Genomic DNA, 26,090 nt, shown 5'->3' on the forward strand with positions numbered 1-26,090 from the left:
GCCTTGATGGCACGATGTCATTCAAGCAGCCTTTATAACTTTTGCGTGACAAAGCGTCGCGGCTCTCTCGCGTATGTGCTGTTACTCGATGGGACTGATAGAATCGCCGCCGGTTCACATGAGGTTTTTCCATGCACGATCCCCACAGCGAACGCATGAGTAGCGGCGAGACCCGAGCGGCAAGCGGTCTGGCCCTGGTGTTCGCCTTCCGTATGCTAGGCATGTTTATGGTGTTGCCGGTTTTGGCAACCTATGGGATGGACCTTGCCGGTGCGACGCCCGCCCTGATAGGTCTGGCAATTGGCGCTTATGGCCTGACCCAAGCCATTTTTCAGATCCCGTTTGGTGTGATTTCCGACCGTATTGGACGGCGCCCGGTCATTTATCTGGGGCTGATTGTCTTCGCCTTGGGTAGCGTGCTGGCGGCTAACTCAGATTCGATTTGGGGCGTTATCGCGGGACGAATCCTGCAGGGGGCGGGTGCAATTTCTGCTGCCGTTATGGCGCTTTTGTCTGACCTCACCCGTGAGCAGCACCGCACCAAGGCGATGGCCATGATCGGCATGACCATTGGTTTGTCATTTGCGGTTGCAATGGTCGTGGGGCCACTGCTGACCCGTGCCTTTGGACTGTCTGGCCTGTTTCTGGCGACCGGTGCCATGGCACTGCTGGGGATCGTGATTGTCATGTTCATGGTGCCGCGCTCGACCGGGACCCTGCAGCACCGCGAGTCCGGCGTGGCCAGGCAGGCTTTGCTGCCAACCTTGCGCCATCCCGACCTGCTGCGTCTGGATCTCGGCATTTTTGTGTTGCACGCCATGTTGATGTCGAGCTTTATCGCGTTGCCGCTGGCTCTGGTCGAAAAGGCCGGACTGCCCAAGGAGCAGCACTGGTGGGTGTACCTGACAGCCTTGCTGATTTCTTTCTTCGCCATGATCCCGTTCATTATCTATGGCGAAAAGAAACGCAAAATGAAACGAGTTTTACTCGGTGCCGTCGCGACGTTGATGCTCACTGAGCTATTCTTCTGGCAGTTTGGCGACAGCTTGCGCGCATTGGTGATTGGTACCGTAGTGTTCTTTACCGCGTTCAACCTGCTTGAGGCTTCATTGCCTTCGCTGATCAGCAAAGTGTCACCGGCGGGTGGCAAGGGCACGGCGATGGGGGTCTATTCCACCAGCCAATTCCTGGGTTCGGCACTGGGTGGCATACTCGGCGGCTGGTTATTCCAGCATGGCGGTTTGTCGGTTGTGTTCCTTGGAGGCGCAGGTCTGGCTGCACTCTGGTTGGCCTTTGCTGTTACCATGCGTGAACCACCATATGTAACCAGCCTGCGCTTGCCGTTATCGCCTGAGGCGCTCCGCGAAGCAGGTCTGACCGAGCGTTTGAAGGCAGTTGCTGGCGTTACAGATGCAGTGATCGTGGCTGAAGAAGCTGCGATTTATATCAAATTGGACACCGAACTATTGGATCGCGCGACACTCGAGCAGTTGGTTAACCCAGCGCCGACGTGCGAAGCCTAGGAGAACGTTATGGCCCGTGGGGTTAACAAAGTTATATTGGTCGGCACGTGCGGCCAGGATCCCGAAGTTCGCTACTTGCCTAACGGTAATGCCGTGACCAACCTGAGTCTGGCAACCAGCGAACAGTGGACTGATAAGCAGACCGGCCAGAAAGTCGAAAAGACTGAATGGCACCGTGTATCGATGTTCGGCAAAGTTGCCGAAATCGCTGGCGAATACCTGCGCAAGGGTTCGCAGGTTTACATCGAAGGCAAGCTGCAGACCCGCGAGTGGGAAAAAGACGGTATCAAGCGTTACACCACCGAAATCGTGGTCGACATGCAAGGCACCATGCAGCTGTTGGGTGGCCGTCCACAGGGCGACCAGCAAAACCAGGGCGGTGGTAACAATTACCAGCAACAGCAATCCGCTCCGCGTCAGCAGGCTCAACGCCCTGCGCCGCAACAGCAGCCTCAGCAGCAGTCGCGTCCAGCGCCGCAACAGCAGGCACCACAACCTGCTCCGGACTTCGACAGCTTCGATGATGATATTCCGTTCTGATTTGTAGCTTTCGAGCTGCATTGAAGTACTGAGAAAGGCCCGTCGCTGACACAGCGACGGGCCTTTTTTTGTGCCGCGCATTTGGAAGGGAGGGCACGGTTGACCCGTGACAGGGCGCGCTTGAGTTACATATGAGAGAGTTTTCGCACGAAGGTGCGGGGTTCATCCGTGTATTGACTACGCTGTACCGGGAACTGCGCGTCGAGTTGCCAGCCGAATTTTCGGCTGGTTGCGATCTGCACGCCAGACTTGTCCAGGAGGATCTTCGGGTTTGCTCACATTCAAAACAGCATGTTTGTTCCTCATCCTGTTGTTAACAGGCAACGGTATTGTTCAGGCAGCGCCTACGCTGGCCTCCATCATGAAAGCCGAAGAGTCTGATGGTAAGCCGCCGGTTCTGGTCGATGGCGGCTTGCTGGGTGCCTTGGGTGCCGGTATGGATGAGGTGCAGAGCCAGCTGGGCTCCAGTGTGGAGCAGTTGAGCGCCTGGAGTTTGCGTTCCAAGCGGGCTGCAGAAGAGGTTGAGACCCTGGTAATCCAGGCATCGACTCATCCTTCGTGGAACGGTGTGTGGGACTTTTTCCTGTTGTCCTTGATCTGGGCAGGCGCGTTCACCGGATTAATGCTCGCGGGACGTTGGCTGGCAATTTATCTGGGCAAGAGCCGACGCATCAACAGCCGGGAGCGGATACAAGCGTTTATCGGTTTCGGGCTGCCTTATCTGGTGCCGGCGCTGCTGAGCATAGTGTTGACGCTGTATGTCAGTCGTTTTCTGAACGACACCCTTGGCCGTTCGCTGGCGCTCAGCCTGTCCTATGCGAGCAGTGCAGGGGTGTTCTGTTCGGCACTGGTGCTGTCACTGAATACGATGTTTGAGGTGGAGCACAAGCGGATTGCAGTCCAGATCATTCGCGAGTACGCCATGCGTCCGCTATTTTTCATCGGCTTTTTGGCAGCCCTGAGTGATGCCATGAACAGCCCGCAAATCACTCAGGAAATTGGCGGCAACATCACCAGCTGTCTTTCGGTTTTTTCAGGGTTGCTGGCATGCGCCATTCTGGCCTTTTTGGCAGTCCGGCTTCGCCGTCCCGTCGCTCATCTGTTTCGTAACAGGGCCTTGGCCCAGCGTCTGGGGCAGCCCGCATTGCAAGAGTCATTGCGCATTTTTTCGGTGCTCTGGTATTGGCCCCTGTTGCTGATGCTGCTGGCAACGGCACTCAACTTGCTGGGCGTGGGTGAGGGCAGTGAGCGTGCTTTGCGCAATGCGCTGCTGACATCCGGATTGCTGATCGGCACGGTATTTCTGAGTACGATTTTGCATCATTCATTTCGCACGAGAATTCGAAGCGCCGGAGCCTACAAAGATCGCTTTATAAATGTGGTTTACGCCTTGTTGCGCATTGTCCTGGCAGTGAGCTTTATTGAGCTCTTGGCGAAAATCTGGGGTTTCTCGTTGCTGGCCTTTGCATCGGACAGCAGCACCGGCAGAGTTATCAGTGACTCACTGGGGCACATCCTGCTGATTTTCCTGGTGACCTGGCTGTCATGGGTTGTGCTCGACACGGCCATTCAACAAGCACTGGAGCCCACGACCAACCGGCGTGGCACCCACGAACCCAGCACGCGGATCAAAACCATCCTGCCGTTGGCCCGCAATGCGATCAAAGTGGTGTTGGTGGTGATCTGTACCATCACCACTATGGCCAATCTGGGGGTGAACGTAGCTCCCTTCCTGGCGGGGGCCGGGGTTATCGGCCTGGCGATCGGCTTTGGCTCTCAACAGTTGGTGCAAGATGTCATTACAGGGTTGTTCATCATCATTGAAGACACCATTTCGGTCGGCGATTGGGTGGTGGTCGACTCTTCCCACGCGGGTACGGTCGAGGGGCTGACCATCCGTACGTTGCGCCTGCGGGACTCGCGAGGCTTTGTCCACTCGGTGCCGTTTGGTCAGATCAAGGCGGTGATCAACCACTCCCGGCAGTTTGCCTACGCATTTTTTTCAGTGCAGTTCACCTACGACACCGACATGGATAAAGCGACGGCTCTGATTCGGGAGGCGGGGAATCAGATCACTGGCGATCCATTGCTGAGTCTCAGCTTGCAGGGATCGTTGACCATCTTTGGTGTCGACAGCATGACCCTGGACGGGGTGACGATTACTGCGCAGTTCCGCACCCTGTCCGGGGCGCAGAACACCGTTAGCCGGGCGTTCAATGACCGGCTCAAAAAGCTTGTGGATAAGTCGCCGGACGTGCATTTTGCGCAACATTATCCACAGGGGTTTCTAATGCCCGTGCGTGAGTCGGAACAAGCATCGCAAACGGACTCTTTGACTCAACGGCCTACGGTATTGCTGTCAGACATCCCGCCGAGATCACAGTGAGGACCAACTGCATGGGGGCAGTTTGTCAGTGACGCGCGGGGCAGAAACCCGCAAAATGCGGCTATCTTGATCATGGTCAGCAGCTTTCACGGCTGATTTTCTGGTATACATCACCGTTCTGAATAGACTGAGTCTGCATACTTTATGCGAATGCGCCTTATGTTATTGGGCGGCGGAAATGCCCTCGGGCAGGCGCTGATTCGTCTGGGTGCCGAGGAAGACATTAATTTCCTTGCCCCGCGTCCACCGCAAGACGGTTGGGACGCCGCGAGCCTCACGCAGCTGCTCGATGACACCCGCCCGGATGCTGTCATCAACCTTGCGTACTACTTCGACTGGTTCCAGGCGCAGTCCGTGAGCGAGGCACGCCTTGGCGCCCAAGAGCGTGCTGTCGAGCGTCTGGCCGAGTTGTGCCAGCACCACAGCATCACCTTGCTGCAGCCTTCCAGCTATCGAGTTTTCGATGGATCGCGAGCCACGGCCTATAGCGAGAAAGACGAGCCCGTTCCGCTCGGATTGCGCGGTCAGGCCCTGTGGCGCATTGAGCAAAGTGTGAGGGCTATTTGCCCACAACACGTGCTGCTGCGTTTTGGCTGGTTACTTGATGACAGTCCCGACGGCACCCTTGGGCGGTTTCTGGCCCAGGCCGAAAAGCCGGGCGAACTGCTGATGGCCGATGACCGACGGGGCAACCCGACACCGGTGGACGACGCCGCACGGGTTATTATCTCTGTACTCAAGCAGCTTGATTGTGCGGCGCCTCTGTGGGGCACTTACCACTACGCCGGACATGAAGCGACGACGCCGCTGGCGCTGGGGCAGGCGATTCTGGCCGAGGCGCGCAACCTGCACCCGCTGGCAGTCGAGGCACCTACGCCCCAGGCCCATGCCGCGCGGCCGGATGCGGCTGAAGAGCCCCAGCACGCGGTGCTGGCCTGCAAAAAAATTCTACACACCTTCGGGATCAAGCCTCGCGCATGGCGTGCGGCTCTTCCCGCTTTACTGGACAGGTTTTATCGTCATGGTTGATGCTCCCGTTTTAATCACCGGCGGCGCCGGTTTTATTGGTTCCAATCTGGTAGACGCCTTGCTGGCCAAGGGCTACTCCGTAAGAATTCTCGATGACATGTCCACAGGCAAGCGCAGCAATCTGCCAATGGACAACTCGTGTCTCGAACTGATTGAAGGTGATGTGGCTGATGCCGCACTGGTGACCAAGGCCATGGCCGGTTGCAGTGCCGTGGTTCATCTGGCCGCGGTCGCTTCGGTACAGGCGTCGGTGGACGATCCGGTACGCACGCATCAAAGCAACTTCATCGGCACCCTGAACGTGTGCGAAGCCATGCGCGAAACGGGCATCAAGCGTGTTGTATTCGCGTCCAGTGCTGCGGTGTACGGCAATAATGGCGAAGGTGAATCGATCGTCGAAGACACGCCAAAAGCGCCGTTGACGCCTTACGCAGCCGACAAGCTGTCCAGCGAGTACTACCTGGATTTCTACCGCCGCCAACACGGCCTGGAACCGGTCATTTTTCGCTTCTTCAATATCTTTGGCCCACGCCAGGATCCATCCTCGCCGTACTCCGGCGTGATCAGCATTTTCAGCGAGCGTGCTGAAAAGGGCCTGCCCATCACCATTTTTGGCGATGGCGAGCAAACACGTGACTTCGTGTACGTGGGTGATCTGGTCAAGATTCTGGTGCAGGCCGTGGAAACCACAACGGCTGAAGAGGGCGCGATCAACGTTGGCTTGAACAAGGCCACTACGCTCAATCAGATGCTTGCAGCCCTGAGCGAAGTCGTTGGAGAGTTACCACCTATCAGCCACGGTCCGGCCCGCTCTGGCGATATCCGTCATTCCCGTGCCGATAACACCCGTCTGTTGCAGCGCTTCACGCTGGGCGAAACCACACCGATGAGTGTCGGGCTGGCGCGCCTGCTGGGCCGCTAAGGGTTTTTTGCCCACAAAAAAAGGCGCCTTTCGGGCGCCTTTTTTATGGGTGGCTGGCTTAGAACTTGTAGCCCAGGCCTACCATGTAAACCCACGGGTCTACATCAACGTTGACCTTGGCGCGTGTGCCCGGTGCAACGCCGTTGTTTTCTACGGTCGCGCGGGTATCGATATCGATATAGCGCGCCTGGGCGTTGATCATGATGTTGTCGGTCAGCATGTAGTCAGCACCCAGCTGCCATGCCATGCCCCAAGAGTTTTTCGCCTTGAAGTTGTCGAAACCTGCGGCGCTGGCACTGCTACCGACGTGCTCGTCGTAGATCCAGGTGTAGTTGATACCGGCACCGACGTAAGGCTGGAACACCGACTTGGAGTCCAGTGGGTAGTAAACAACGCTCAGGGTCGGCGGCAAGTGCTTGAGGCTGCCCAGTTTACCGTTGGCCGCATCCAGGCCGGTGCCCTTGAGTTTGACGTCATGTTCAAACGGCGTTGCCGCCAGCAGTTCAATACCCACATGATCGGTAATCATGTAAGCAAAGTTGAGACCCAGTTGTGTGTCGCTGCTCATGGTCGCCTTGCCGCCCAGATCGGTGCCTGCCAATGGGCCCTGATCAACCTTGACGCTGGAGCTGTCGGCTTTCGGGTTTACGGTGATGGCACCGGCACGCAGGATGATGTCGCCTTCGGTGTGTGCGTGGGCAAGAGGGGCGACGACAGCGAGCGCAAGGGCGGCTGCGCTGAGCAAAGACTTGTGCATGGGAGCTCCATTGGGATATTTAAAATTTATATAACCAATGGTAATGAGCCCGCAGCTCCGTTCAGTTGACCCAGCTCAATGAAAAGATGAAGTTGTGAAAAATTCGTTAGTTGCCAAGAGTGCCCGGCGCTTTTGATTTACTCCGGCAATTCGTAGACCACGATTTTCTGCGCATCCATCTGATAGCCCGCATCGGCCAGTTCGCTGGTGCTGGCCTTGACCTGCATCGCGCCTACGATCCAGTACGGCTGGTACAGCTCCTCGAGTTTGACGCCCTCTTTGCTGGTTACATGCACGATCTGGTTGGATGGTGGTGGTGGTACGTGGATACAGGCGCCGAAGTAGGGCACCAGTAAGAAGTCGGTGGTACGGCCGTCTTCGCTGACTTCAAGGGGCACGATATAGCCCGGCAGGCGGATCAGTTGGCCGTCCAGCGCCGGGACCACCGGCGCATTGGGCAAGTCCTGTCTGGCTGCCGGTGCGGTCTCCATGTCACCCATTTGAGACAAGTCGTGCAAGGGCGTCATGTCCGGGGCTTCAGGCGGCGCATCCGCCGGGATCATCTCTGACCATGTCAGCTCTTTTGGCTCGGCCGCCCACAGCGGTGTGGCCACCAGCAGTAACAGCGCCAGTACTGCGCGTGACAGTGCAGACCTTTTCATAAACATAAGCTCATAAACGAATGGACAGGCCATCGGCCAGCGATTGTCGGTAGGCGCGCCATGCGGGCACGCAGCCCATCAGCAGGGCCGCCGCCAGAATACCGCCCAGCAGCGTCCATTCATATTCACTTGGCCATGCCAGTGGCAAATACAGCCCGTAATTGGATTGCACGTAGCCTTGTGCAATGGCAATGCACACATACAGCAAACCAACGCCAGCAATCACTCCGGCCAATGCCAGCGCGAGCGCTTCGAAGATCAGCAGGGTTGCGATGTGCCAGGGCCGTGCGCCCACGGAGCGCAGAATCGCCATCTCGCGCCGACGCTCATTGAGGCTGGTCAAAATCGCCGTGAGCATGCCGATCAACCCGGTCAACACTACGAACAGCGAAACCACAAACAGCGCCTTTTCAGCGGTGCTCATCAGGCTCCAGAGTTCTTGCAGGGCCACGCCCGGCAAAATGGCCATCATGGGCTCGCCGCGAAACTCATTGATTTCACGTTGCAGGGCAAAGGTTGAAATCTTGCTGTTCAGGCCCAGCATAAAAGCGGTGATGGCCTGTGGCGTGAGGTCCATATTGCGTGCCTGGTCCGCGCTGACACGTCCGCTACCCTGGGCGGGCACCCCGTTATGCCAGTCGATGTGAATCGCTTCCATGCCGCCAAGACTGATATGCAGTGTGCGGTCAACCGGGGTGCCGGTGCGCTTGAGAATACCGACCACGGTGAACGGTTTGTCGTCATGCTTGACCAGGCTGATCGCGGCCACGCCATGGGCCAGCACCAGCTTGTCCCCCAGTTTGTAGTGCAGGGCCTCGGCGACTTCGGCGCCCAGTACCACCTCGAACGGGTCGGTTGCAAAGGCGCGGCCACTGTCCAGTTTCAAGTTTTGCTTGTGGCCGTACTGGTAGTGCTCAAAGTAGTTCTCGTTGGTGCCCATCACCCGATAACCACGATGAGAATCCCCCAAGGACATGGGGATTGCCCATTTCACTTTCGGGTTGTTGGCGAAGTGCTCAAAGCTGTCCCAACGAATATTGTTGGTGGCATTGCCGATGCGAAACACCGAATACAACAGCAGGTTGACCGAGCCCGAGCGGGCGCCAACGATCAGGTCTGTGCCGCTGATGGTGCTTGCAAAGCTGGCCCGGGCTTCGGTGCGCACCCGCTCGACTGCCAGCAGCAGGCACACCGAAAGGGCAATGGCGAAGGCAGTCAGCAGTGCGGTAAAGCGACGGTTAGCCAGGCTGGCCAGCGCTAGACGAAACAGATACATCTCAGACCTCTACCTTTGTTGCAGCGCGATTGAGTTCCGACAACGACAGGTTGCGGTCGAACAGGGGGGCCAGGCTTTGATCGTGACTGACAAACAGCAGGCTGGCGCCAGCCTCGCGGCACTCGGTAAACAGCAACTGGATAAAGGCTTCACGAGCGTCGGCATCCAGCGCGGAAGTGGGTTCGTCGGCAATCACCAGTTCGGGCTGGCCGATCAATGCGCGGGCGGCGGCGACACGCTGCTGCTGGCCAATCGATAGTGAATCTGCGCGTCGCTCCAGCAGCGCCGGGTCTTTGAGGCCCAAATGTGCGAGCAGGGTTTGTGCGGCGTTATCCACACTGCCATGACGCTGCACGGCACGGCTGGCGCGTAGTTTGGAAAAGTGGCAAGGCAGTTCAACGTTCTCGCGAACCGATAAAAACGGCAGCAGATTGAACTGCTGGAAGATATAGCCCGTGTGATCAACCCGAAAACGATCGCGCGCCCCCGAGCCTAGTTCGCTCAGTTCCTGGCCCAGCAAACGGATCGTGCCCCGGTTGGCTTTTTGCACCCCGCCCAGCAAGCCCAGCAGAGTGGTTTTACCGCTACCGCTGGGGCCTTTGAGAAACAGGGTTTCACCGGGTTCCAGGCGAAACGCCGGGATATCCAGCAGCACGGGGTGTCCCGGCCAGCTGAAACTCAGGTCGCTCAATTCGATAAGTGCTTGGGTCATGGGGGGAGGAAATCGCCTGTGTCATCGGGGGGTGTTTTTTGTGGGAGCGGGCTTGCTCGCGATTCCGACGCTGCAATCTTTCAGTGAAAGCACCGTGACGCCATCGCGAGCAAGCCCGCGCCCACAGAGGGGCGGGTATTTAAAACTTCAGCGTAGGTGCCTTGGCCGTCACTTCCACCGCTTGCTGACCGCTTGGGCCGATCAGTTGTACCTTGAATTTATGAGTGCCGGGGAATGTCTTGAAAAACTGGGTCAGGTCCAGAGCTTTCAGAGCATCCGGTTTGCTGCACGTAAACGCGTAGTGGGCTTCGATATCGCTATGGTGGTGCTCGCCCTTGGCTGCGCCTTCTTCAGGAGCCGGTTCGAACAGCGGACTCTTGAGCTCCTGATCGTCAGCTATGCAGCCAGCTGCCTTCGGGATGCTGAACAGTACCAGCGGGTCTTCCAGTTGTTTACGGGCCAAACTGACCTTGGCTTTATCATCTTGGGTCGTGGCCACGTGTTCAAAGCCCACCAGATTCATTGACGGACCGTCGAGGTCCAGCTCCAGTGTCTGGCCGTCCAGCGCCACATTCAAGCTTCCCACGCCATGCTCATGGGGCGCCAGGCTGCCGTGTTCATGGTCGTGATCGTGATCGTGATCGTCGGCGGCGTGAGCCATCGCCAGCGGCAACAAGGCAAACGGCAAAGCAAGAAGCAAGCGGCGCATGGGAGCACTCCAGCAAGAAATATGAATGTTTTGTTATGTGATCTTATAACAAGTGTTGCGAGAGTTTGCCCGTGTGCTTGGCGTTACGCAAGACGCATGGGAGCATGGCTTCATGAAATTTCAGGAGCACAACGATGGTGCGCATTCGCGGAACGATAGGTGACTGGCCGGTCGATTTGACGGTGGAGCTGGATGATAGCGATTGGGCGAAGCTGGGTGCGCAGTTGCCCGTGGGTGATGCGCCGGCCACTGCGCCACCTGCCAAGCCCGCGAGTCAGGACGATGCTGTATGGGAAACGACCAAAGACTTGCTGCGCAAGGCTGGCCAGATGACCGGGCCTGAACTGCTGGGCCAGCTTGAAGCGCTGACCGGCAGTACGGGCGCAGGCAAGCGCTTGTTGGTGCGCCTGCGTCATTGTGCCGAGGTCAAGGTGATCAGCGGTGCAGACTCACCTATCTATAGCTGGGTTGTGTAGAACAGTTGGCACCCAGCTTGGTGGGAGCGGGCTTGCTCGCGATTCAGGTGCTGCGGTTTTACAGTTGAACCGCAGTGACACCATCGCGAGCAAGCCCGCTCCCACGATCAGGTTTCAGTACAGCGCAGCAAACAGTTTGCGGCGGTACGTGGTGACCAGCGGGTGGTCGTTGCCCAGCAGGTCGAACACTTGCAGCAACGTCTTGTGGGTGATGCCTTCGTTATAGCTGCGGTTGCGGGTAAACAACTTCAGCAAGCCGTCCAGAGCCCCTTCATATTGCTGGCGCGACAATTGCTGAATCGCCAGTTGGTACGCCGCTTCATCGTCCTGCGGGTTTTGCGCCACGCGGGTTTTCAAATCGGCAACATCCGGCAAGTCTGCCGCCTGACGCAAAAACGTCAGCTGAGCCTTGGCTCCTGCCAGCTCGGCTTTGTGCTCGTCGCTTTTGACGGCATCCAGCACGGCCTGCGCTTCAGTCAACTCACCGCGCTCGGCCAGGCAACGGCCGTACAGGATCAGTGCCTTGGCGTTGCTGTTGTCTTCGGTCAGGATACTTTTGAGCAGGGCTTCGGCATCGGCAAAACGGCTTTCGGCAAATAGAGCCTGGGCCTGTACCAGCGGGTCTTCTACCTCAGGTTCAGGCATGACCACGTGGGGGGCGAGCATGGCGCGGATCGCCGATTCAGGCTGTGCTTCCTGGAACCCGTCGACCACCTTGCCGTCCTTGAACAGCACGACCGTGGGTAAAGTCTGAATGCCGATACGGCCCACAATGTCCTGCTCGACATCGCAATTGACCTTGGCCAGCAGCAACTCGCCCTGATAATCCTCGGCGATTTGCTCCAGGATCGGCAGCATCACCTTGCAGGGCGCGCACCACTCGGCCCAGAAATCCACCAGCACGGGCTGCTCGAAAGACGCCTGTACAACCAGTTTGTCGAAGTCAGCGGAGGTTACGTCGAAGCTGAAAGAGGGCGTAGGCTGATTCATTATGTGTCTCGAAGCAGGTAAATGAGGGCAACTATAAAGGCTGGACGCGAGCGCTGAAAGGCGTTGGTTCGCGTTGCGCGTGATACAGGCTGACGTTGCGAAATTCGTGGGGTTCGGCCAGATCGGGCAAGGTCAGTGCCTTGAGCATTTCCAGCTGCCGATACAGCGGATGCCTGAAGTCACGCACCCGGGAGTCAGCGACCAGTGCCTGTTGGCCGCGGGCGAGGAAGTGATCCAGCAGCGGCAGGTTTTCGCGGTCATACAGCACGTCAGCCACCAGGATCAGGTCAAACCGGTCGGCCTCGGCAAAAAAATCCGTGGAATAGCCGAGCTGCACATCATTGAGTTGCGCATTTGCCCGGCATGCTGCCAGCGCCAGCGGGTCAAGGTCGCAGGCCACGACTTCCAGCGCCCCGGCCCGGGCAGCAGCAATCCCCGCGACGCCGGAGCCAGCACCAAAATCCAGCACGGGCTTGCCTTTGACCCAGTGCGGCCGATCGGCCAGAAAGCGCGCCAACGCCAACCCGCTGGCCCAGCAAAACGCCCAATAGGGCGGCTCGTAGAGAATGCGCCGGGTTTCGTCAGGGGTGAAGGCGCGATCCATATTGTGCGCATCGATCAACCAGAGCTTGAGCGCGGTGTCGGGCAAGTCGGTGATGACCAGTTGCGCATCACCCAATAACTCGCCTAGCGACTGCTGCAGGTCTAGCGGTGTGTTCATGGCGCTTTGACGAGTGCCAGGGTCCCCAACGCCTGCGTAGTGGGCTGGCTGATAATCCGTGAAGGCAGGTGCAGGATCAGTTGCCCGGACTGGCTGGCGCGTCCGCGCAGTTCGACCTGCGCACCGGCCGGGAAGGCCTCGGGGTTGAATCGCAGCTTGAATGGCAGGGCCTGGTTGTTGCCGATGATTTTGCTGCTGGCCATCAGTCCTTGGGGGCGTCCGCGGTCGTCGACGATCAGTATGGCCAGCTCAACCTCGGCGCCTGCCGGCACGCCAGTCAGTACGCCACTCAACTCGCGCTGATACGCCGGTAGCGGGCCAAGGTCAGCCGGGGCGTCGGTTTTTGGCTGCGTCAGCACTTGGGGCTGTGCCGATTTGGGTGGCTCACTGCTACAAGCCACCAGCAAACTGGCAAGGCACAGCAAAACAAGCGTTCGTAGCGGCATACACGGCTCCAGCAGCAGGTCAGTCGATGTAACAGATGGTGTAAAACATAGTAGCCCGTCTGTATACCGTAAAGCCTATGGCTTGTCTTGCCAGTGGGATGCGCTAACATGGCGCTCCCCATTTTTGTTGGCTGCCACCATGCACTGTCCCTTCTGCGGTGCCAACGACACTAAAGTCATCGACTCGCGTCTGGTCGCCGAGGGCGACCAGGTGCGTCGCCGGCGCGAATGCCTGGCCTGTGGTGAGCGTTTCACCACCTTTGAAACAGCCGAGTTGGTGTTACCCCGTCTGATCAAGCAAGACGGCAGTCGTCAGCCCTTCGACGAAGATAAGCTGCGCGCCGGCATGCAGCGGGCGCTGGAAAAGCGCCCGGTGAGTGTCGAGCGCCTTGAAGCCGCCCTTGCCCGAATCAAGCACAAGCTACGCGCCACCGGCGAACGTGAAGTCAAATCGCTGGTTGTTGGTGAACTGGTCATGGGCGAGCTGCAAAAGCTCGACGAAGTGGCCTATATCCGCTTTGCCTCGGTCTATCGACGCTTCCAGGACTTGAACGAGTTCCGCGAAGAGATCGACCGACTTGCCCGTGAGCCTTCCAAAGAATGACCCAGTCCCCTGAACAATCGATTTTAGACATCCATTACATGGCCCGCGCCATCGAGTTGGCGCGCAACGGTTTGTACACCACCCATCCCAACCCGCGTGTCGGTTGCGTGATCGTGCGTGACGGGCAGATCGTTGGCGAAGGCTGGCATGTGCGCACCGGCGAGCCCCATGCCGAAGTCCACGCCCTGCGCGCAGCGGGCGAGCTGGCCCGTGGCGCCACGGCCTATGTCACCCTTGAGCCGTGCAGCCATCACGGCCATACCCCGCCGTGCGCCGAAGGCCTGATCACGGCTGGCGTGGCGCGTGTGGTTGCGGCCATGCAGGACCCCAATCCGGAAGTCGCCGGGCGCGGCCTCAAGCGTCTGGCCGACGCCGGGATTGAAGTGCTCAGCGGTGTGCTGGAAGCCGATGCCCGGGCGCTGAACCCGGGCTTCCTGAAGCGCATGGAACATGGCCTGCCGTTTGTGCGGGTCAAGCTGGCGATGAGCCTTGATGGTCGCACCGCGATGGCCAATGGCGAAAGCCAGTGGATCACCGGTCCCGAGGCGCGCTCTGCGGTACAGCGTCTGCGGGCCCAGGCCAGCGTCGTACTGACCGGTGCCGACACGGTTCTGGCCGACGGCGCACGCCTGACCGTGCGTGGCCCAGAGTTGGGCCTGAGCCCTGAGCTGACGGCATTGGCGCTCAGCCGGCCGCCGCTGCGGGTACTGATCGACGGGCGTTTGCGGGTGCCGCTGGATGCGCCTTTTTTCAAGGCAGGCCCGGCGCTGGTCGCCACCTGTGTGCCGCCTGCCGAACAGTACCGCACGGGGCCCGAATGCCTGGTGATCCACGGTGCCAACGGCCAGGTTGATCTGCGCAAATTGCTGGTTGCGCTGGCGGCACGCGGCGTCAACGAAGTGCTGGTCGAGGCCGGACCGCGCCTGGCCGGGGCATTTGCCGATCAAGGCCTGGTCGATGAGTACCAGATCTTCGTCGCGGCCAAGTTCTTGGGCTCCACAGCCCGGCCACTGCTTGAGTTGCCGTTGACCCACATGAGCGAAGCACCATTGCTCAAAATCACTGAAATGCGCGCGGTGGGCGATGACTGGCGAGTCACCGCCATTCCCGTGCCGCCAGCGAGCGTATAATTCTCAGTCTTCGTTTTACGCAGGCTTTGTTCTCAAGGGGAACGCCATGTTTACCGGCATCATCGAATCCATCGGCAGCATCCGTGCATTGACCCCCAAGGGCGGTGATGTGCGAGTTTCCATCGACACCGGCAAGCTCGACCTGAGCGATGTCAAACTCGGCGACAGCATCGCGATCAATGGCGTGTGCCTGACCGCCGTTGAACTGCCGGGCAACGGCTTTGCGGCTGACGTCAGCCGCGAAACCCTGGATTGCACCGCGTTCAACGACCTGAAAAGCGGCAGCCGGGTCAACCTTGAAAAAGCCCTGACGCCGACCACGCGCCTGGGTGGTCATCTGGTGAGCGGTCACGTTGATGGCGTGGGTGAAGTGATCTCCCGTGAAGAGAACGCCCGTGCCATCGAGTTTCGTATCCGTGCGCCCAAGGAACTGGCCAAGTACATCGCCCACAAAGGCTCGATCACGGTCGACGGCACCAGCCTGACCGTGAACTCGGTCAATGGCGCCGAGTTCTCCCTGACCATCATTCCGCACACCCTGAGCGAAACCATCATGGACGACTACCGTCCGGGTCGCCGGGTCAACCTCGAAGTCGATTTGCTGGCGCGTTACCTTGAGCGTCTGCTGCTGGGCGACAAAGCCGCCGAGCCGACCTCGGGTGGCATCAGCGAAAGTTTTCTGGCCGCCAACGGCTACCTCAAATCCTGACTTAAGGGGGTGCCGCGTGGCGCTCAACAGCATCGAAGAACTGGTTGAAGACATCCGCCAAGGCAAGATGGTCATCCTCATGGATGACGAAGACCGCGAGAACGAAGGCGACCTGATCATGGCCGCCGAGTGCTGCAAGGCCGAGCACATCAACTTCATGGCGCGCTTCGCCCGTGGGCTGATCTGCATGCCGATGAGCCGCGAGCGCTGCGAGCTGCTCAAGCTGCCATTGATGGCGCCGCGCAATGGCTCCGGCTTTGGCACCAAGTTCACCGTATCGATTGAAGCGGCTACCGGCGTGACCACCGGCATTTCCGCCGCTGACCGCGCGCGCACCGTGCAAGCGGCTGCGGCCAAGGACGCCAAGGCCGAAGACATCGTCAGCCCTGGCCACATCTTCCCGCTGATGGCCCAGGCGGGCGGCACCCTGGCCCGCGCCGGTCACACCGAGGCGGCCTGCGACCTGGCGCGCATGGCCGGTTTCGAGCCAAGCGGCGTGATCTGCGAAGTGATGAACGATGACGGCACCATGGCTCGTCGTCCGGAACTGGAGACCTTTGCGGCCGAGCACGGCATCAAGATCGGCACCATTGCCGACCTGATTCACTACCGGATGATCCATGAACGTACCGTTCAGCGGATTGCCGAGCAGCCACTGGACAGCGAACTGGGCCAATTCAATTTGGTGACCTATCGTGATTCAGTCGAAGGCGATGTGCACATGGCCCTGACCCTGGGCAAGATTTGCGCCGAAGAACCGACCCTGGTTCGGGTACATAACATGGACCCGCTGCGTGACCTGCTGATGGTCAAACAGCCGGGCCGCTGGAGCTTGCGCGCCGCCATGACCGCGGTAGCAGAGGCGGGCAGCGGTGTGGTGCTGTTGTTGGGGCATCCGCTGGACGGCGACGTATTGCTGGCCAATATCCGCGAAACCGCGGACCACGCGCCGGTGAAAAAACAGACCACCTACAGCATCGTCGGTGCCGGTTCGCAGATCCTTCGTGACCAGGGCGTGCGCAAAATGCGCCTCATGAGTTCACCAATGAAGTTCAATGCCATATCCGGTTTCGATCTGGAAGTTGTAGAATACGTGCCCTCCGAATAAAGACCGGTCGTGTCCTGTCCGAAATTCGTGGCCCAATATCCTTAAAGAACGCACGCGAGTGCGTTCTGGCTCTTTAATACGAGACATACCGAATGACCCTGAAGACCATCGAAGGTACCTTCATCGCCCCCAAAGGGCGCTACGCTCTGGTAGTTGGCCGTTTCAACAGCTTTGTTGTCGAAAGCCTGGTGAGTGGTGCCGTTGATGCCCTGGTTCGCCACGGTGTGAACGAAAGCGACATCACCATCATTCGTGCGCCGGGTGCGTTCGAAATCCCGCTGGTTGCGCAAAAAGTTGCCCAGCGCAACGAGTTCGCCGCCATCATCGCCTTGGGCGCCGTGATTCGTGGCGGTACTCCGCACTTCGAATACGTTGCTGGCGAATGCACCAAGGGCTTGTCCCAGGTGTCCATGCAGTTCGGCGTACCGGTAGCATTCGGTGTACTGACTGTTGATTCGATCGAGCAAGCCATCGAGCGTTCCGGCACCAAAGCCGGCAACAAAGGCGCTGAAGCTGCCTTGTCCGCCCTTGAAATGGTCAGCCTGTTGGCACAGTTGGAGGCCAAGTGATTTCCGACGAAAGCGATCGTTTCAACCCGCGCGATCCAAAACCTGCGGACGCTGGCAAACCCTCCAAGAGCGCCAAGCGCCGTGAAGCGCGTCAACTCGCGACTCAGGCCCTGTACCAATGGCACATGGCCAAGCAGTCGTTGAACGAGATCGAAGCGCAGTTTCGCGTCGATAACGACTTCACCGACGTTGACGCCGCTTACTTCCGTGAAATCCTGCACGGCGTACCTGCGCACAAAGGCGAGATCGATGCTGCGCTGATTCCGTGCCTGGACATCACCATCGAAGAACTCGACCCGGTTGAGCTGTCTGTTCTGCGCCTGTCCACCTGGGAGCTGATCAAGCGTGTCGACGTGCCTTACCGCGTTGTGATCAACGAAGGTATCGAGCTGGCTAAAGTGTTCGGTTCCACCGACGGCCACAAGTTCGTCAACGGTGTGCTCGACAAACTGGCGCCACGCTTGCGTGAAGCTGAAGTAAAGGCTTACAAGCGCTAAACGGCGCTGTCGGCCATGGGCGAGTTTGAGCTGATCCGCAACTTCTTCGCTGCCGCGCCCTGTGCGCAGCGCGGCGAGGGTGTTGCCCTGGGGATTGGCGACGACTGCGCCCTGCTGGATGTTCCCTTCGGGGAACAGCTGGCGATTTCCACCGACACCCTGGTAGCCGGGGTGCACTTCGCAGATCCTTGCGACCCTTTCTTGCTCGGTCAGCGTTCGCTGGCGGTGGCGGCCAGTGATTTGGCGGCCATGGGCGCAACACCCCTTGCCTTTACCCTTGCCCTGACCTTGCCGACGGTTGAAGCCGATTGGTTGGAGGCGTATGCCCGCGGTTTAAACCTGATGGCCCAAGCCTGTGGCCTGCGCCTGATTGGCGGCGACACCACGCGCGGCCCGTTATGCCTGACGCTCACGGTGTTCGGCCGGGTACCCAGCGGCCAGGCCCTGACCCGCAGCGGTGCCCGACCCGGCGACCTGTTGTGTGTGGGCGGTGAGCTGGGCAATGGGGCTGGCGCGTTGCCGCTGGTGTTGGGGCAGCGTACCGCCGAGCCGATCATCAGCGAACCGTTGCTGGCCCATTACTGGTCGCCGCAGCCGCAGCTGGCGCTGGGTCAGGCATTGCGCGGCAAAGCCACTTCGGCATTGGACATCTCCGATGGCCTGCTCGCCGACTGTGGCCATATTGCCTTGGCGTCACAGGCGGGTCTGGTGATTGAGCTGGACCGGGTGCCCGTGTCATTGGCGCTGGAAGAGTTCCTGGGCGATAGCGGTGCGCAGCAAGCGGCGTTGAGCGGGGGTGACGATTATGTTCTGGCGTTCACCTTGCCCGCGCTTGAACTGCCGACGTTGCTGGCCGATGGCTGGCCGATCCATGTAATTGGTCGCGTGGTCGAAGGGCAGGGCGTGATACTGCTGGATACGGATGGCTCAGACATCACCCCTGCAGTGCGCGGATATCAGCATTTTCATGCTTGACCCTGTGGGAGCGGGCTTGCTCGCGATGACATCGCCACGTTCAGCCTGATACACCCCATCGTCTGTTTCGCGAGCAAGCCCGCTCCCACAGGTAATGTGTGTGCCATAAGTCATCAAACTTTTAGATATTTATCCTCGGTAATTCAGCCTAAGCGTCTGTTGGAACCTCCTGTTACAATGCCGCCTCTGCGAATTTCCAGTCCTCAAACTGATCAGGAGCACACGGTGCCCGTCGTTTTCGTTGCCGCTTGCAAGTTGCCTACCCCCTTTGCCGAATTCACCATGCATGGCTTCCTTGAGAAAACCACGGGCCGTGAACACGTTGTGCTCAGTTTGGGCGACGTGGCCGATGGTGCTCCGGTGTTGGGGCGGGTTCATTCTGAATGCCTGACGGGTGATGCCCTGTTCAGCCAGCGCTGTGACTGCGGTTCTCAGCTCGAAGCGGCCTTGCAGGCCATTGCCCGCGAAGGGCGTGGAGTGCTGTTGTACCTGCGCCAGGAAGGCCGTGGCATTGGTTTGTTGAATAAAATCCGTGCCTACGAGCTGCAAGATGGAGGCGCCGATACCGTTGAAGCCAACGAGCGTCTTGGCTTTGCTGCCGACCAGCGCGATTACGCCATCTGCCTGCCGATGCTTGAGCATGTAGGCGTGCAGTCGTTGCGTTTGATGACCAACAATCCGCGCAAGGTCAAAGCCTTGACCGATATGGGTATCACCGTGGCAGAGCGTGTTCCGCTGCACACGGGGCACAACCCGCACAACAAACTGTACCTGGCGACCAAGGCGAACAAGCTCGGTCACATGATGGGCAACCAGCATCAAAACGAGGCTGACCCGGCGTGACCCGCGGTCAGCGCCGTCGGCGCCTGAGCTTCAGCTGGTGGCAACAGCTGATACTGACCCTGCTCCCGCTGGCGCTGGCCAACTGGTTTTTTGGCGACTCCGAGCCGCTGTTGCCTGATCTGACGATGCCGTTCTTTATTGCCGGCGTGGCATCCATGTTCGCGACCCTGCGCACGTTCGGGCCTTACAAACATGGCCTGATCAACCTGCAAAAAGCCCTCGACACCCCGCAAGAACCGGCGGCCTGGGATGAGCTGGCCCGTGTGCGTCATCGTGCCTTGCTGGCAGCGGGGTTGCCCACCTGGATCGCCGCCCTGGCAGTGTTTGTCGGGCTTGAAGGTGTGCCCCTGTTGCTGCTGGCCTTGTCGACGCTGGTCCTGTTTTACCTTTACCGCATTCCCCGCCAGGTCGGCTGATGCGCGTCTGGCTGGCGGCTCTGCTGCTGAGCGCCAGCATGCCTTCTCTGGCCACCCTGCGTGTGGTCAGCCTTTCACCTTCCTTGTCTGAAATGGTTGTCGAACTGGGCGTTGCCGATGTGCTGGTGGGGCGTCTGGATGCGGGCGAGCCATTACCGGAGCTGGCCAGCGTGCCCTCGGTGGGCCGCTACGGGCAATTGGACATGGAGCGCCTGCTCAGCCTTCAACCCGACCTGCTGTTGCTCTGGCCGGGCAGTGTGGGCATCGCACAGCGCGAACAGCTGCGTAGCCTGAAGATCCCGACCTACATTGCTGAGCCCGTCAGCCTCGAACAACTGGCGGATCAGGTTGAAGCCCTGGCCGCTGCCCTCGGGCGTCCGGCACGGGGGCACCAGTTGGCTGGCCAGTTGCGTCAGCGTCTTGCCGGGTTACGGGCGCAGTATCAGAGCGACAAGCCAGTGCGAGTGTTCTATCAGGTATGGGATCAGCCTCTGTACACCATCGGTGGCGGGCAAATCATCAGTGATGCGCTGGCCGTGTGCGGGGCGAAAAATGTGTTTGACGACCTCAAGCTGCCCGCGCCGCAAGTCAGTATTGAGTCCGTTCTGCAGCGCAATCCCGAGGTGATCATTGCCAGCACCCAGGCGCAGCTGGATGCCTGGAAAGCCTGGCCGCAGATTGATGCGGTCAAGCATGGGCGTTTGCTGTTGTTGGCCGACAAAGGCCTGGAACGCCCAAGCGGGCAGATGCTGGAAGCGACGGCGAAACTGTGTGAACAACTGGCGTCTCACTAACCCCCCCCCCTGTGGGAGCGGGCTTGCTCGCGATAGCATCAACCCGCTCTACCCGGCACACCGTGGCGCCTGAATCGCGAGCAAGCCCGCTCCCACAAAGTCAGAGCGTTGGGGTCCAGGTGATGGCCAGTTGCAAGCTACGCTGCTCTTCGCGATAGCCGTAGTAGTTGCCGTCATAGCTGTAGAGCGCGCGGGTGAAGCGCTTGTCCAGCAGGTTGTCGACCTTCACATCGAACCGCACTTCTGAACTGGCCTGCCAGTTGCCGCGCAGCCCCAGCACGCCATACCCGCCAATGGGTTGCTTGTTGTCTTCATCGTTGAAGCTGCGGCTCACCGCTTGCCAGCTGGCGCCGACACCCACCTTGTCGAATTGCCGATCCAGATCCAGGCTCAACGTCCGGCGTGCGCGACGGCCCAACGTGTGGCCGGTGTCTTTATCGCGAGGGTCGATGATCGCGATGCCCAGACTGCTCTGCCAGCCGAACCACTCCTGCTGCAAGGCACTTTCGAAACCGGTGATGTGTGCCGCGCCGATGTTCTGCTGGATGAAGTCGGCATCGGCCACAATCGCGTCACGAATCTCGGTACGGTACAGCGAGGTTTCCAGGCGGCTGGTTTCACTCAGCTGGCTGCGCCACTGCAGTTCGTAGCTCTTGGAATATTCCGGTTTGAGATTCGGGTTGCCGAATTGTGGGTAGTACAAATCATTGAACGTAGGTGCGCGAAACCCCTCGCTGTAAGACAGCAGCACATCATTGTCGGCGTTGAGCGGTACAGTCAGGCTGGCGCTCCAGGTGTTGTGGCTGCCGAATTGCTGGTTCTGATCGTGACGCAGGCCCAGCTCGGTCGAAAAGTAATCACCGTGAAAGCGGTGCTGGATAAAGGCGGCGCGATTCCAGCGACTGTCTACGTCGAAAACGGTACTGCTGCGCACGCGGTCTTCATAGGTGTCTGCGCCCAGGATCAGGGTGTTTTGATCGTCCAGCGTCAGGTTGTTTTGCCAGTTCAGCGAGTCGCGATAGGTATTGAAGCTGTAGAGGTCCGGGCTGAGCTTGTCCCGGGTTTTTTCACGGTTCTCGCTGTGGCCCAGCTCCAGGCGTGAATTCCAGCGCTCGGCGAGTTGGGCGTCGATAAAACTGGCGACGCTGCTGATATCGAAGTCGCTGTAAAGTTGCTGGCCGCTGACTGTCATGGTGCTCGGGTCCCAGCGCCCGAACGAGTTGTCGAGTTCGGTCTTGCCGATGTTCTTCATCGCCGTCAATCCGACCTCAAGGTCTTCGCTCAGGTAGTGGCTCAGGTTCAGGCTGAGTGACTTGTTGCGATAAGCATCATGGTCGTTGTCGCTGGGGAAGGACTCGTGAGTACGGTTGATCCCCGCGGTCTGTTCGAGACTGGCGCTCAAGTTGTAGCGTGTTTGCGCATCACCACCGGATATCCCGACGCTGTTGTCTGAGCTGCCATAGCTGCCCATCGCGCTGCGGACTCGAAGCTGCGGGGCCTGATTGGCGCCACGGCGAGTGAAAATCTGAATCACCCCGCCGATCGCATCACTGCCGTAGATCACTGATCGCGATCCGCGCAGCACTTCCACGCGTTCGATCTGATCGATATTCAGGTACTGCAAGTTGCTGTCGGCCGAAGTGGCATTGGCCATGCGTTGGCCGTCCACCAGCACCAGGCTTTGTGCCGACTTGGTGCCGCGAATATAAATCCCCGGCAAACCGCCGCGCCCGCCGCTGCGCGCCACTTGAACGCCCGGTACCCGGCCCAGCAGGTCGGTCAGGCTGGTGGGTTGCAGGCGGTCGATATCGTCACGGGTGAACACGCTGTTGGCGCTGCTGCTGTCGGAGCGCGCTTCAACCTGGCGATTGCCGGTAATCAGTGTTTGCGGGAGTTTGAGCGCGTCTTCGCGCTCAGCGGCGTTGGCCAGCAACGGGCTGCTGAGGATTAAAACCAGACGAAGGTGTTTCATGGGCTCTCGGTATCAAACCTGTAGCCGCTGCCGCAGGCTGCGATAAGGTCCGCAGGACCTTCGCTATGTAAAGCGCGATCCCTTCGGGCTCGATCGCAGCCCGAAGGCAGCGGCTACAGGTACAGGTTGGTCAGAGACCCAGCAATGCCATGCGCTGGCGCACCGAGGCTTCAATGCCTGGCGCATCCAGGCCGCACTCGGCCAGCATCTGGCTCGGTTTGGCGTGCTCAACGTAGATGTCCGGCAGGCCCAGGTGCAGGACTGACTTGAGCACGTTTTCACGGGCCAGGAACTCGCTGACACCCGCACCGGCGCCACCCATGATGGCGTTTTCTTCGATGGTCACCAGCAGATCATGGCTAGCAGCCATTTCGCGTACCAGTGCTTCATCCATTGGTTTGACGAAGCGCATATCGACCACGGTGGCGTCGATTTTTTCTGCCACGAGCAAGGCTTCGGCCAGTTGCACGCCAAAAACCAGCATGGCGACCTTGGAGCCCTGGCGACGAATCACGCCTTTGCCGATTTCCAGCGGCTCAAGGTTTTTTTCGATGGGTGCGTTCGGGCCGGTCCCGCGCGGGTAGCGCACGGCCGCCGGGCCGTTGTACAGATGGCCGGTGGTGAGCATCTTGCGCAGTTCGTTCTCGTCGCTCGGGGTCATGATGACCATGCCCGGGATGCAACGCAGGAACGACAGGTCGAAGCTGCCTGCGTGGGTCGGGCCGTCTTCGCCCACCAGACCTGCACGGTCGATGGCGAACAGTACGTCCAGATTCTGTACGGCGACGTCATGCACCAACTGGTCGTAACCGCGCTGCAGGAATGTCGAATAAATAGCCACGACAGGCTTGGCGCCTTCGCAGGCCATGCCGGCAGCGAACGTCACAGCGTGCTGTTCGGCAATCGCCACGTCGAAATAACGCGTGGGGAAACGTTCGCTGAAAGCGATCAGGTCCGAGCCTTCTTTCATGGCCGGAGTGATGCCCATCAAGCGTTCATCGGCGGCGGCCATGTCGCACAGCCACTCGCCAAAGACGGCCGAGTACTTCGGCCCGCTCGCCACTTTTGGCGCCGCTTTCGGAGCGTTCAGCGGTTCAAGCTTGGTGATGGCGTGATAGCCGATCGGGTCAGCTTCGGCGGGAGCAAACCCTTTGCCTTTCTTGGTGACGATATGCAGGAACTGCGGACCTTTGAGGTCGCGCATATTGCGCAGCGTCGCGATCAGGGTCGGCAGGTCGTGGCCATCGATAGGGCCGATGTAGTTCCAGCCCAGCTCTTCAAACAGCGTGCCGGGTACCAACATGCCCTTGGCATATTCTTCGGTACGGCGAGCGATTTCCCACGCGCCAGGCAGACGCGAGAGCACCTTTTTGCTGCCTTCGCGCATGCTGGCGTAAGTGCGGCTCGACAGGATCTTGGCCAGGTAGTTGGACAACCCCCCCACATTGCGCGAAATCGACATGTCGTTGTCGTTGAGGATCACCAACATGTTGGCATCCACTTCCGGCGCGTGGTTCAGGGCTTCAAAGGCCATGCCGGCGGTCAGCGCGCCGTCACCGATCACGGCGATCGCCTTGCGGTCGCTGTTCTGCAGGCGGGCGGCAATGGCCATGCCCAGCGCTGCGCTGATCGAGGTGCTGGAGTGGCCAACGCCAAAGGTGTCGTACTCGCTCTCGGAGCGACGCGGGAAAGCGGCTACGCCGTCTTTCTGGCGCAAGGTCGCCATTTGCTCGCGACGACCCGTGAGGATTTTGTGCGGATACGCCTGATGACCCACATCCCACACCAGTCGGTCGTCCGGGGTGTCGAACACGTAGTGCAACGCAATGGTCAGCTCAATGACACCCAGGCCGGCACCGAAATGCCCGCCCGTCTGGCCGACGGTGTAGAGCAATTCCAGGCGCAACTCATCGGCCAGGGTTTCCAGCTCGGCTTCGGCCAGGCGGCGCAGGCCCGCAGGCGTGCCTGCCCGGTCGAGCAGGGGCGTAGTCGGACGGTTGCGGGGAATCTCTTGAAACGTCGTTGGCATCAGGCGAATCGTTATAGGTATAAGAAGAGGCGGCAGTTTACCTTAAGGAACGTAAGCTGCCCACGCAGTCTGGCACTCGTTAGTAAGACCTTGGCATTAGAGCTGTCAGAAATAATTACCGAGTGTGACGATTAATGGCGGCGCTCAACGATATATCGCGCCAGTTCACGCAGCGGTTCGGCGCCTGCATCAAAATGCCGCAGGGCGTTGAGTGCCTGGTCGCGCAGATCCAGTGCATAGCCTTTGGCCTGCTCCAGACCCATCAGCGCCGGGTAGGTCGGTTTGTCACGTGCGATATCGGCGCCCTGGCGTTTGCCCAACGTCGCGGTATCGCTTTCAACATCCAGAATGTCGTCCTGAACCTGAAACGCCAGGCCAATGGCCCGCGAGTAGATGTTCAGTGCCTGCAGATTTTCGGCAGTCGCGTTGCTGCTGGCCAGGGCGCCCAGTTGCACACTGGCTTCAATCAGGGCCCCAGTCTTGTGCCGATGCATGTTTTCCAGCGCCGCCTGATCGAGCTTCATGCCTACAGAACCCAGGTCAATGGCTTGGCCGCCGACCATGCCCGCCGGGCCTGCAGCCTGTGCGAGGGCCGTCACCATGCGCAAGCGCGTTTCGGCGTCCAGGGTGTTGAGTCGGGGGTCGAGCAGGGCGCTGAACGCAAGGCTTTGCAAACCGTCGCCAGCCAGAATGGCGCAGGCTTCGTCGAAGGCCTTGTGGGTGGTCGGCTGGCCGCGTCGCAGATCGTCATCATCCATTGCGGGCAAATCATCATGCACCAGCGAATAGGCGTGGATCAGTTCGACGGCACACGCCGCGCCATTGGCTTGCTCCGGGGCGCTGCCCAGGGCCTGGCAAGCGGCATAGGCCAGTAGCGGGCGAACGCGCTTGCCGCCATTCATGACGCTGTAGCGCATGGCCTCGTAAAGACGGGCCAGCTCAGGAGCCGGAGCAACAAGCAAACATTCAAGCGCCGCATTGACGCGGGCCTGGCTGCTGATCTGGTAAGCATCAATCATTCGGACTGTTCCGCATCAAAAGGCTCTTGTGCCAACTCACCATCACGCTCAAGCAGGATCTGGACTTTCTGCTCGGCCTGGGCCAATGCGCCCTGGCAGTCACGGGTCAGGCGGATGCCTTGTTCGAAGGCAGTCAGAGAGTCTTCCAGCGACAGCTCGCCATTTTCCAGACGCTCGACCAGTGTTTGCAGGTCAGAGAGCGACTGTTCGAAATCCGGTGAAGCTTTTTTGCGGGCCATGGCGGCATTCTCGGTAGGCGTTAAAACCGGCCGACAC

General features: G+C 59.6%; 28 protein-coding genes. 16 read left to right on the top strand and 12 right to left on the bottom strand.

What is annotated here, in order from left to right; genetic code table 11:
* The first annotated feature begins 131 nt into the window (after positions 1-131).
* The 5 genes from AC19YQ_RS18840 to pgnE all read left to right on the top strand — a co-directional run bounded on the left by AC19YQ_RS18840 (position 132) and on the right by pgnE (position 6,400).
* On the top strand, positions 132-1,523 hold the full coding sequence (locus tag AC19YQ_RS18840; protein ID WP_019824342.1) for an MFS transporter: 1,392 nt from the start codon (positions 132-134) through the stop codon (positions 1,521-1,523).
* Between the two features lie 9 nt (positions 1,524-1,532).
* The gene (locus AC19YQ_RS18845; protein ID WP_046810341.1) at positions 1,533-2,063 is read left to right on the top strand and encodes a single-stranded DNA-binding protein; all 531 of its coding nucleotides are present in this window, start codon (positions 1,533-1,535) and stop codon (positions 2,061-2,063) included.
* A gap of 271 nt (positions 2,064-2,334) precedes the next feature.
* The gene (locus tag AC19YQ_RS18850; protein WP_500595652.1) at positions 2,335-4,449 is read left to right on the top strand and encodes a mechanosensitive ion channel family protein; all 2,115 of its coding nucleotides are present in this window, start codon (positions 2,335-2,337) and stop codon (positions 4,447-4,449) included.
* Between the two features lie 144 nt (positions 4,450-4,593).
* Positions 4,594-5,478, top strand: a complete 885-nt coding sequence (locus tag AC19YQ_RS18855) for a sugar nucleotide-binding protein (protein ID WP_219262612.1) — start codon at positions 4,594-4,596, stop codon at positions 5,476-5,478.
* Positions 5,471-6,400: a UDP-N-acetylglucosamine epimerase PgnE gene (pgnE, locus tag AC19YQ_RS18860; protein WP_500595653.1), complete on the top strand. Its 930-nt coding sequence runs from the start codon at positions 5,471-5,473 to the stop codon at positions 6,398-6,400. The genes AC19YQ_RS18855 and pgnE overlap by 8 nt, the downstream gene beginning before the upstream one ends.
* Before the next feature lie 58 nt (positions 6,401-6,458).
* Here the strand turns inward: pgnE and AC19YQ_RS18865 are convergent, their stop codons facing one another.
* The 5 genes from AC19YQ_RS18865 to AC19YQ_RS18885 form a co-directional block, all read right to left on the bottom strand.
* Positions 6,459-7,157 (bottom strand): OmpW/AlkL family protein, encoded by a 699-nt coding sequence (locus AC19YQ_RS18865; RefSeq protein ID WP_219262613.1) that lies wholly within the window; start codon positions 7,155-7,157, stop codon positions 6,459-6,461.
* 137 nt (positions 7,158-7,294) lie between these two features.
* Positions 7,295-7,819, bottom strand: coding sequence for a DUF3299 domain-containing protein (locus tag AC19YQ_RS18870; protein ID WP_133077072.1), 525 nt, complete (start codon positions 7,817-7,819; stop codon positions 7,295-7,297).
* Positions 7,820-7,829: 10 nt separating this feature from the next.
* Positions 7,830-9,095, bottom strand: coding sequence for an ABC transporter permease (locus tag AC19YQ_RS18875; RefSeq protein WP_133077071.1), 1,266 nt, complete (start codon positions 9,093-9,095; stop codon positions 7,830-7,832).
* A gap of 1 nt (position 9,096) precedes the next feature.
* On the bottom strand, positions 9,097-9,807 hold the full coding sequence (locus AC19YQ_RS18880) for an ABC transporter ATP-binding protein (RefSeq protein ID WP_219262614.1): 711 nt from the start codon (positions 9,805-9,807) through the stop codon (positions 9,097-9,099).
* A gap of 139 nt (positions 9,808-9,946) precedes the next feature.
* Positions 9,947-10,516 carry a DUF2796 domain-containing protein gene (locus AC19YQ_RS18885; protein WP_133077069.1) on the bottom strand — a complete coding sequence of 190 codons (570 nt, stop codon included), beginning with the start codon at positions 10,514-10,516 and terminating at the stop codon, positions 9,947-9,949.
* A gap of 134 nt (positions 10,517-10,650) precedes the next feature.
* Between AC19YQ_RS18885 and AC19YQ_RS18890 the strand changes: the two genes are divergently transcribed.
* Positions 10,651-10,992 carry a hypothetical protein gene (locus AC19YQ_RS18890; RefSeq protein ID WP_339476321.1) on the top strand — a complete coding sequence of 114 codons (342 nt, stop codon included), beginning with the start codon at positions 10,651-10,653 and terminating at the stop codon, positions 10,990-10,992.
* Positions 10,993-11,106: 114 nt separating this feature from the next.
* Here the strand turns inward: AC19YQ_RS18890 and trxA are convergent, their stop codons facing one another.
* The 3 genes from trxA to AC19YQ_RS18905 are packed head-to-tail and all read right to left on the bottom strand — an operon-like array spanning position 11,107 to position 13,149.
* Entirely contained in the window at positions 11,107-11,982 is an 876-nt protein-coding gene (trxA, locus tag AC19YQ_RS18895) for a thioredoxin (RefSeq protein WP_133077067.1), read from the bottom strand.
* 31 nt (positions 11,983-12,013) lie between these two features.
* Positions 12,014-12,703: a class I SAM-dependent methyltransferase gene (locus tag AC19YQ_RS18900; protein ID WP_500595654.1), complete on the bottom strand. Its 690-nt coding sequence runs from the start codon at positions 12,701-12,703 to the stop codon at positions 12,014-12,016.
* Positions 12,700-13,149, bottom strand: coding sequence for a hypothetical protein (locus tag AC19YQ_RS18905; protein ID WP_500595655.1), 450 nt, complete (start codon positions 13,147-13,149; stop codon positions 12,700-12,702). The genes AC19YQ_RS18900 and AC19YQ_RS18905 overlap by 4 nt, the downstream gene beginning before the upstream one ends.
* A 139-nt stretch (positions 13,150-13,288) precedes the next feature.
* Here AC19YQ_RS18905 and nrdR point away from each other — a divergent pair, with 139 nt between their 5' ends.
* The 10 genes from nrdR (at position 13,289) to AC19YQ_RS18955 (ending at position 20,794) form a co-directional block, all read left to right on the top strand.
* The gene (nrdR, locus tag AC19YQ_RS18910) at positions 13,289-13,753 is read left to right on the top strand and encodes a transcriptional regulator NrdR (protein WP_019824317.1); all 465 of its coding nucleotides are present in this window, start codon (positions 13,289-13,291) and stop codon (positions 13,751-13,753) included.
* Positions 13,750-14,883, top strand: a complete 1,134-nt coding sequence (ribD, locus tag AC19YQ_RS18915; protein ID WP_219262618.1) for a bifunctional diaminohydroxyphosphoribosylaminopyrimidine deaminase/5-amino-6-(5-phosphoribosylamino)uracil reductase RibD — start codon at positions 13,750-13,752, stop codon at positions 14,881-14,883. Before nrdR ends, ribD begins: the two co-directional genes overlap by 4 nt.
* Before the next feature lie 46 nt (positions 14,884-14,929).
* The gene (locus AC19YQ_RS18920; protein WP_019824314.1) at positions 14,930-15,592 is read left to right on the top strand and encodes a riboflavin synthase; all 663 of its coding nucleotides are present in this window, start codon (positions 14,930-14,932) and stop codon (positions 15,590-15,592) included.
* Between the two features lie 16 nt (positions 15,593-15,608).
* Entirely contained in the window at positions 15,609-16,700 is a 1,092-nt protein-coding gene (gene ribBA, locus AC19YQ_RS18925; protein WP_500595656.1) for a bifunctional 3,4-dihydroxy-2-butanone-4-phosphate synthase/GTP cyclohydrolase II, read from the top strand.
* Between the two features lie 92 nt (positions 16,701-16,792).
* A complete protein-coding gene (gene ribH, locus AC19YQ_RS18930) occupies positions 16,793-17,269 on the top strand; it encodes a 6,7-dimethyl-8-ribityllumazine synthase (protein WP_003444275.1) in 477 nt (158 codons plus the stop codon).
* Positions 17,266-17,766, top strand: coding sequence for a transcription antitermination factor NusB (gene nusB / locus AC19YQ_RS18935; protein ID WP_133077063.1), 501 nt, complete (start codon positions 17,266-17,268; stop codon positions 17,764-17,766). Before ribH ends, nusB begins: the two co-directional genes overlap by 4 nt.
* A 15-nt stretch (positions 17,767-17,781) precedes the next feature.
* Positions 17,782-18,741 carry a thiamine-phosphate kinase gene (gene thiL, locus AC19YQ_RS18940; protein ID WP_500595657.1) on the top strand — a complete coding sequence of 320 codons (960 nt, stop codon included), beginning with the start codon at positions 17,782-17,784 and terminating at the stop codon, positions 18,739-18,741.
* Between the two features lie 225 nt (positions 18,742-18,966).
* On the top strand, positions 18,967-19,584 hold the full coding sequence (ribA, locus tag AC19YQ_RS18945; RefSeq protein ID WP_219262620.1) for a GTP cyclohydrolase II: 618 nt from the start codon (positions 18,967-18,969) through the stop codon (positions 19,582-19,584).
* Positions 19,581-20,000 carry an MFS transporter gene (locus AC19YQ_RS18950; protein WP_500595658.1) on the top strand — a complete coding sequence of 140 codons (420 nt, stop codon included), beginning with the start codon at positions 19,581-19,583 and terminating at the stop codon, positions 19,998-20,000. Before ribA ends, AC19YQ_RS18950 begins: the two co-directional genes overlap by 4 nt.
* Entirely contained in the window at positions 20,000-20,794 is a 795-nt protein-coding gene (locus tag AC19YQ_RS18955) for a cobalamin-binding protein (RefSeq protein ID WP_500595659.1), read from the top strand. The genes AC19YQ_RS18950 and AC19YQ_RS18955 overlap by 1 nt, the downstream gene beginning before the upstream one ends.
* A 100-nt stretch (positions 20,795-20,894) precedes the next feature.
* Here the strand turns inward: AC19YQ_RS18955 and AC19YQ_RS18960 are convergent, their stop codons facing one another.
* The 4 genes from AC19YQ_RS18960 to AC19YQ_RS18975 all read right to left on the bottom strand — a co-directional run bounded on the left by AC19YQ_RS18960 (position 20,895) and on the right by AC19YQ_RS18975 (position 26,053).
* Complete coding sequence (locus AC19YQ_RS18960; protein ID WP_500595660.1) at positions 20,895-22,766, bottom strand: TonB-dependent receptor domain-containing protein; 1,872 nt, start codon at positions 22,764-22,766, stop codon at positions 20,895-20,897.
* A 130-nt stretch (positions 22,767-22,896) separates the two neighbouring features.
* Complete coding sequence (dxs, locus tag AC19YQ_RS18965) at positions 22,897-24,795, bottom strand: 1-deoxy-D-xylulose-5-phosphate synthase (RefSeq protein ID WP_500595661.1); 1,899 nt, start codon at positions 24,793-24,795, stop codon at positions 22,897-22,899.
* 131 nt (positions 24,796-24,926) lie between these two features.
* Positions 24,927-25,814, bottom strand: a complete 888-nt coding sequence (gene ispA, locus AC19YQ_RS18970; RefSeq protein ID WP_133077056.1) for a (2E,6E)-farnesyl diphosphate synthase — start codon at positions 25,812-25,814, stop codon at positions 24,927-24,929.
* Positions 25,811-26,053: an exodeoxyribonuclease VII small subunit gene (locus AC19YQ_RS18975; RefSeq protein ID WP_133077055.1), complete on the bottom strand. Its 243-nt coding sequence runs from the start codon at positions 26,051-26,053 to the stop codon at positions 25,811-25,813. The genes ispA and AC19YQ_RS18975 overlap by 4 nt, the downstream gene beginning before the upstream one ends.
* Positions 26,054-26,090 lie beyond the last annotated feature (37 nt).

This window comes from Pseudomonas sp. MF06569, assembly GCF_059862735.1.

Excerpts from the sequence above, each read along its gene's own strand:
- AC19YQ_RS18880 (WP_219262614.1), bottom strand. The coding sequence starts at position 9,807 with ATGACCCAAGCACTTATCGAATTGAGCGACCTGAGTTTCAGCTGGCCG.
- AC19YQ_RS18855 (WP_219262612.1), top strand. The coding sequence starts at position 4,594 with ATGCGAATGCGCCTTATGTTATTGGGCGGCGGAAATGCCCTCGGGCAG.
- ispA (WP_133077056.1), bottom strand. The coding sequence starts at position 25,814 with ATGATTGATGCTTACCAGATCAGCAGCCAGGCCCGCGTCAATGCGGCG.
- AC19YQ_RS18890 (WP_339476321.1), top strand. The coding sequence starts at position 10,651 with ATGGTGCGCATTCGCGGAACGATAGGTGACTGGCCGGTCGATTTGACG.
- ribD (WP_219262618.1), top strand. The coding sequence starts at position 13,750 with ATGACCCAGTCCCCTGAACAATCGATTTTAGACATCCATTACATGGCC.
- AC19YQ_RS18955 (WP_500595659.1), top strand. The coding sequence starts at position 20,000 with ATGCGCGTCTGGCTGGCGGCTCTGCTGCTGAGCGCCAGCATGCCTTCT.
- AC19YQ_RS18900 (WP_500595654.1), bottom strand. The coding sequence starts at position 12,703 with ATGAACACACCGCTAGACCTGCAGCAGTCGCTAGGCGAGTTATTGGGT.
- nrdR (WP_019824317.1), top strand. The coding sequence starts at position 13,289 with ATGCACTGTCCCTTCTGCGGTGCCAACGACACTAAAGTCATCGACTCG.
- AC19YQ_RS18905 (WP_500595655.1), bottom strand. The coding sequence starts at position 13,149 with ATGCCGCTACGAACGCTTGTTTTGCTGTGCCTTGCCAGTTTGCTGGTG.
- AC19YQ_RS18975 (WP_133077055.1), bottom strand. The coding sequence starts at position 26,053 with ATGGCCCGCAAAAAAGCTTCACCGGATTTCGAACAGTCGCTCTCTGAC.
- AC19YQ_RS18920 (WP_019824314.1), top strand. The coding sequence starts at position 14,930 with ATGTTTACCGGCATCATCGAATCCATCGGCAGCATCCGTGCATTGACC.
- thiL (WP_500595657.1), top strand. The coding sequence starts at position 17,782 with ATGGGCGAGTTTGAGCTGATCCGCAACTTCTTCGCTGCCGCGCCCTGT.
- dxs (WP_500595661.1), bottom strand. The coding sequence starts at position 24,795 with ATGCCAACGACGTTTCAAGAGATTCCCCGCAACCGTCCGACTACGCCC.
- AC19YQ_RS18840 (WP_019824342.1), top strand. The coding sequence starts at position 132 with ATGCACGATCCCCACAGCGAACGCATGAGTAGCGGCGAGACCCGAGCG.
- AC19YQ_RS18885 (WP_133077069.1), bottom strand. The coding sequence starts at position 10,516 with ATGCGCCGCTTGCTTCTTGCTTTGCCGTTTGCCTTGTTGCCGCTGGCG.
- AC19YQ_RS18875 (WP_133077071.1), bottom strand. The coding sequence starts at position 9,095 with ATGTATCTGTTTCGTCTAGCGCTGGCCAGCCTGGCTAACCGTCGCTTT.
- ribH (WP_003444275.1), top strand. The coding sequence starts at position 16,793 with ATGACCCTGAAGACCATCGAAGGTACCTTCATCGCCCCCAAAGGGCGC.
- AC19YQ_RS18865 (WP_219262613.1), bottom strand. The coding sequence starts at position 7,157 with ATGCACAAGTCTTTGCTCAGCGCAGCCGCCCTTGCGCTCGCTGTCGTC.
- AC19YQ_RS18960 (WP_500595660.1), bottom strand. The coding sequence starts at position 22,766 with ATGAAACACCTTCGTCTGGTTTTAATCCTCAGCAGCCCGTTGCTGGCC.
- AC19YQ_RS18845 (WP_046810341.1), top strand. The coding sequence starts at position 1,533 with ATGGCCCGTGGGGTTAACAAAGTTATATTGGTCGGCACGTGCGGCCAG.
- pgnE (WP_500595653.1), top strand. The coding sequence starts at position 5,471 with ATGGTTGATGCTCCCGTTTTAATCACCGGCGGCGCCGGTTTTATTGGT.
- AC19YQ_RS18870 (WP_133077072.1), bottom strand. The coding sequence starts at position 7,819 with ATGAAAAGGTCTGCACTGTCACGCGCAGTACTGGCGCTGTTACTGCTG.
- trxA (WP_133077067.1), bottom strand. The coding sequence starts at position 11,982 with ATGAATCAGCCTACGCCCTCTTTCAGCTTCGACGTAACCTCCGCTGAC.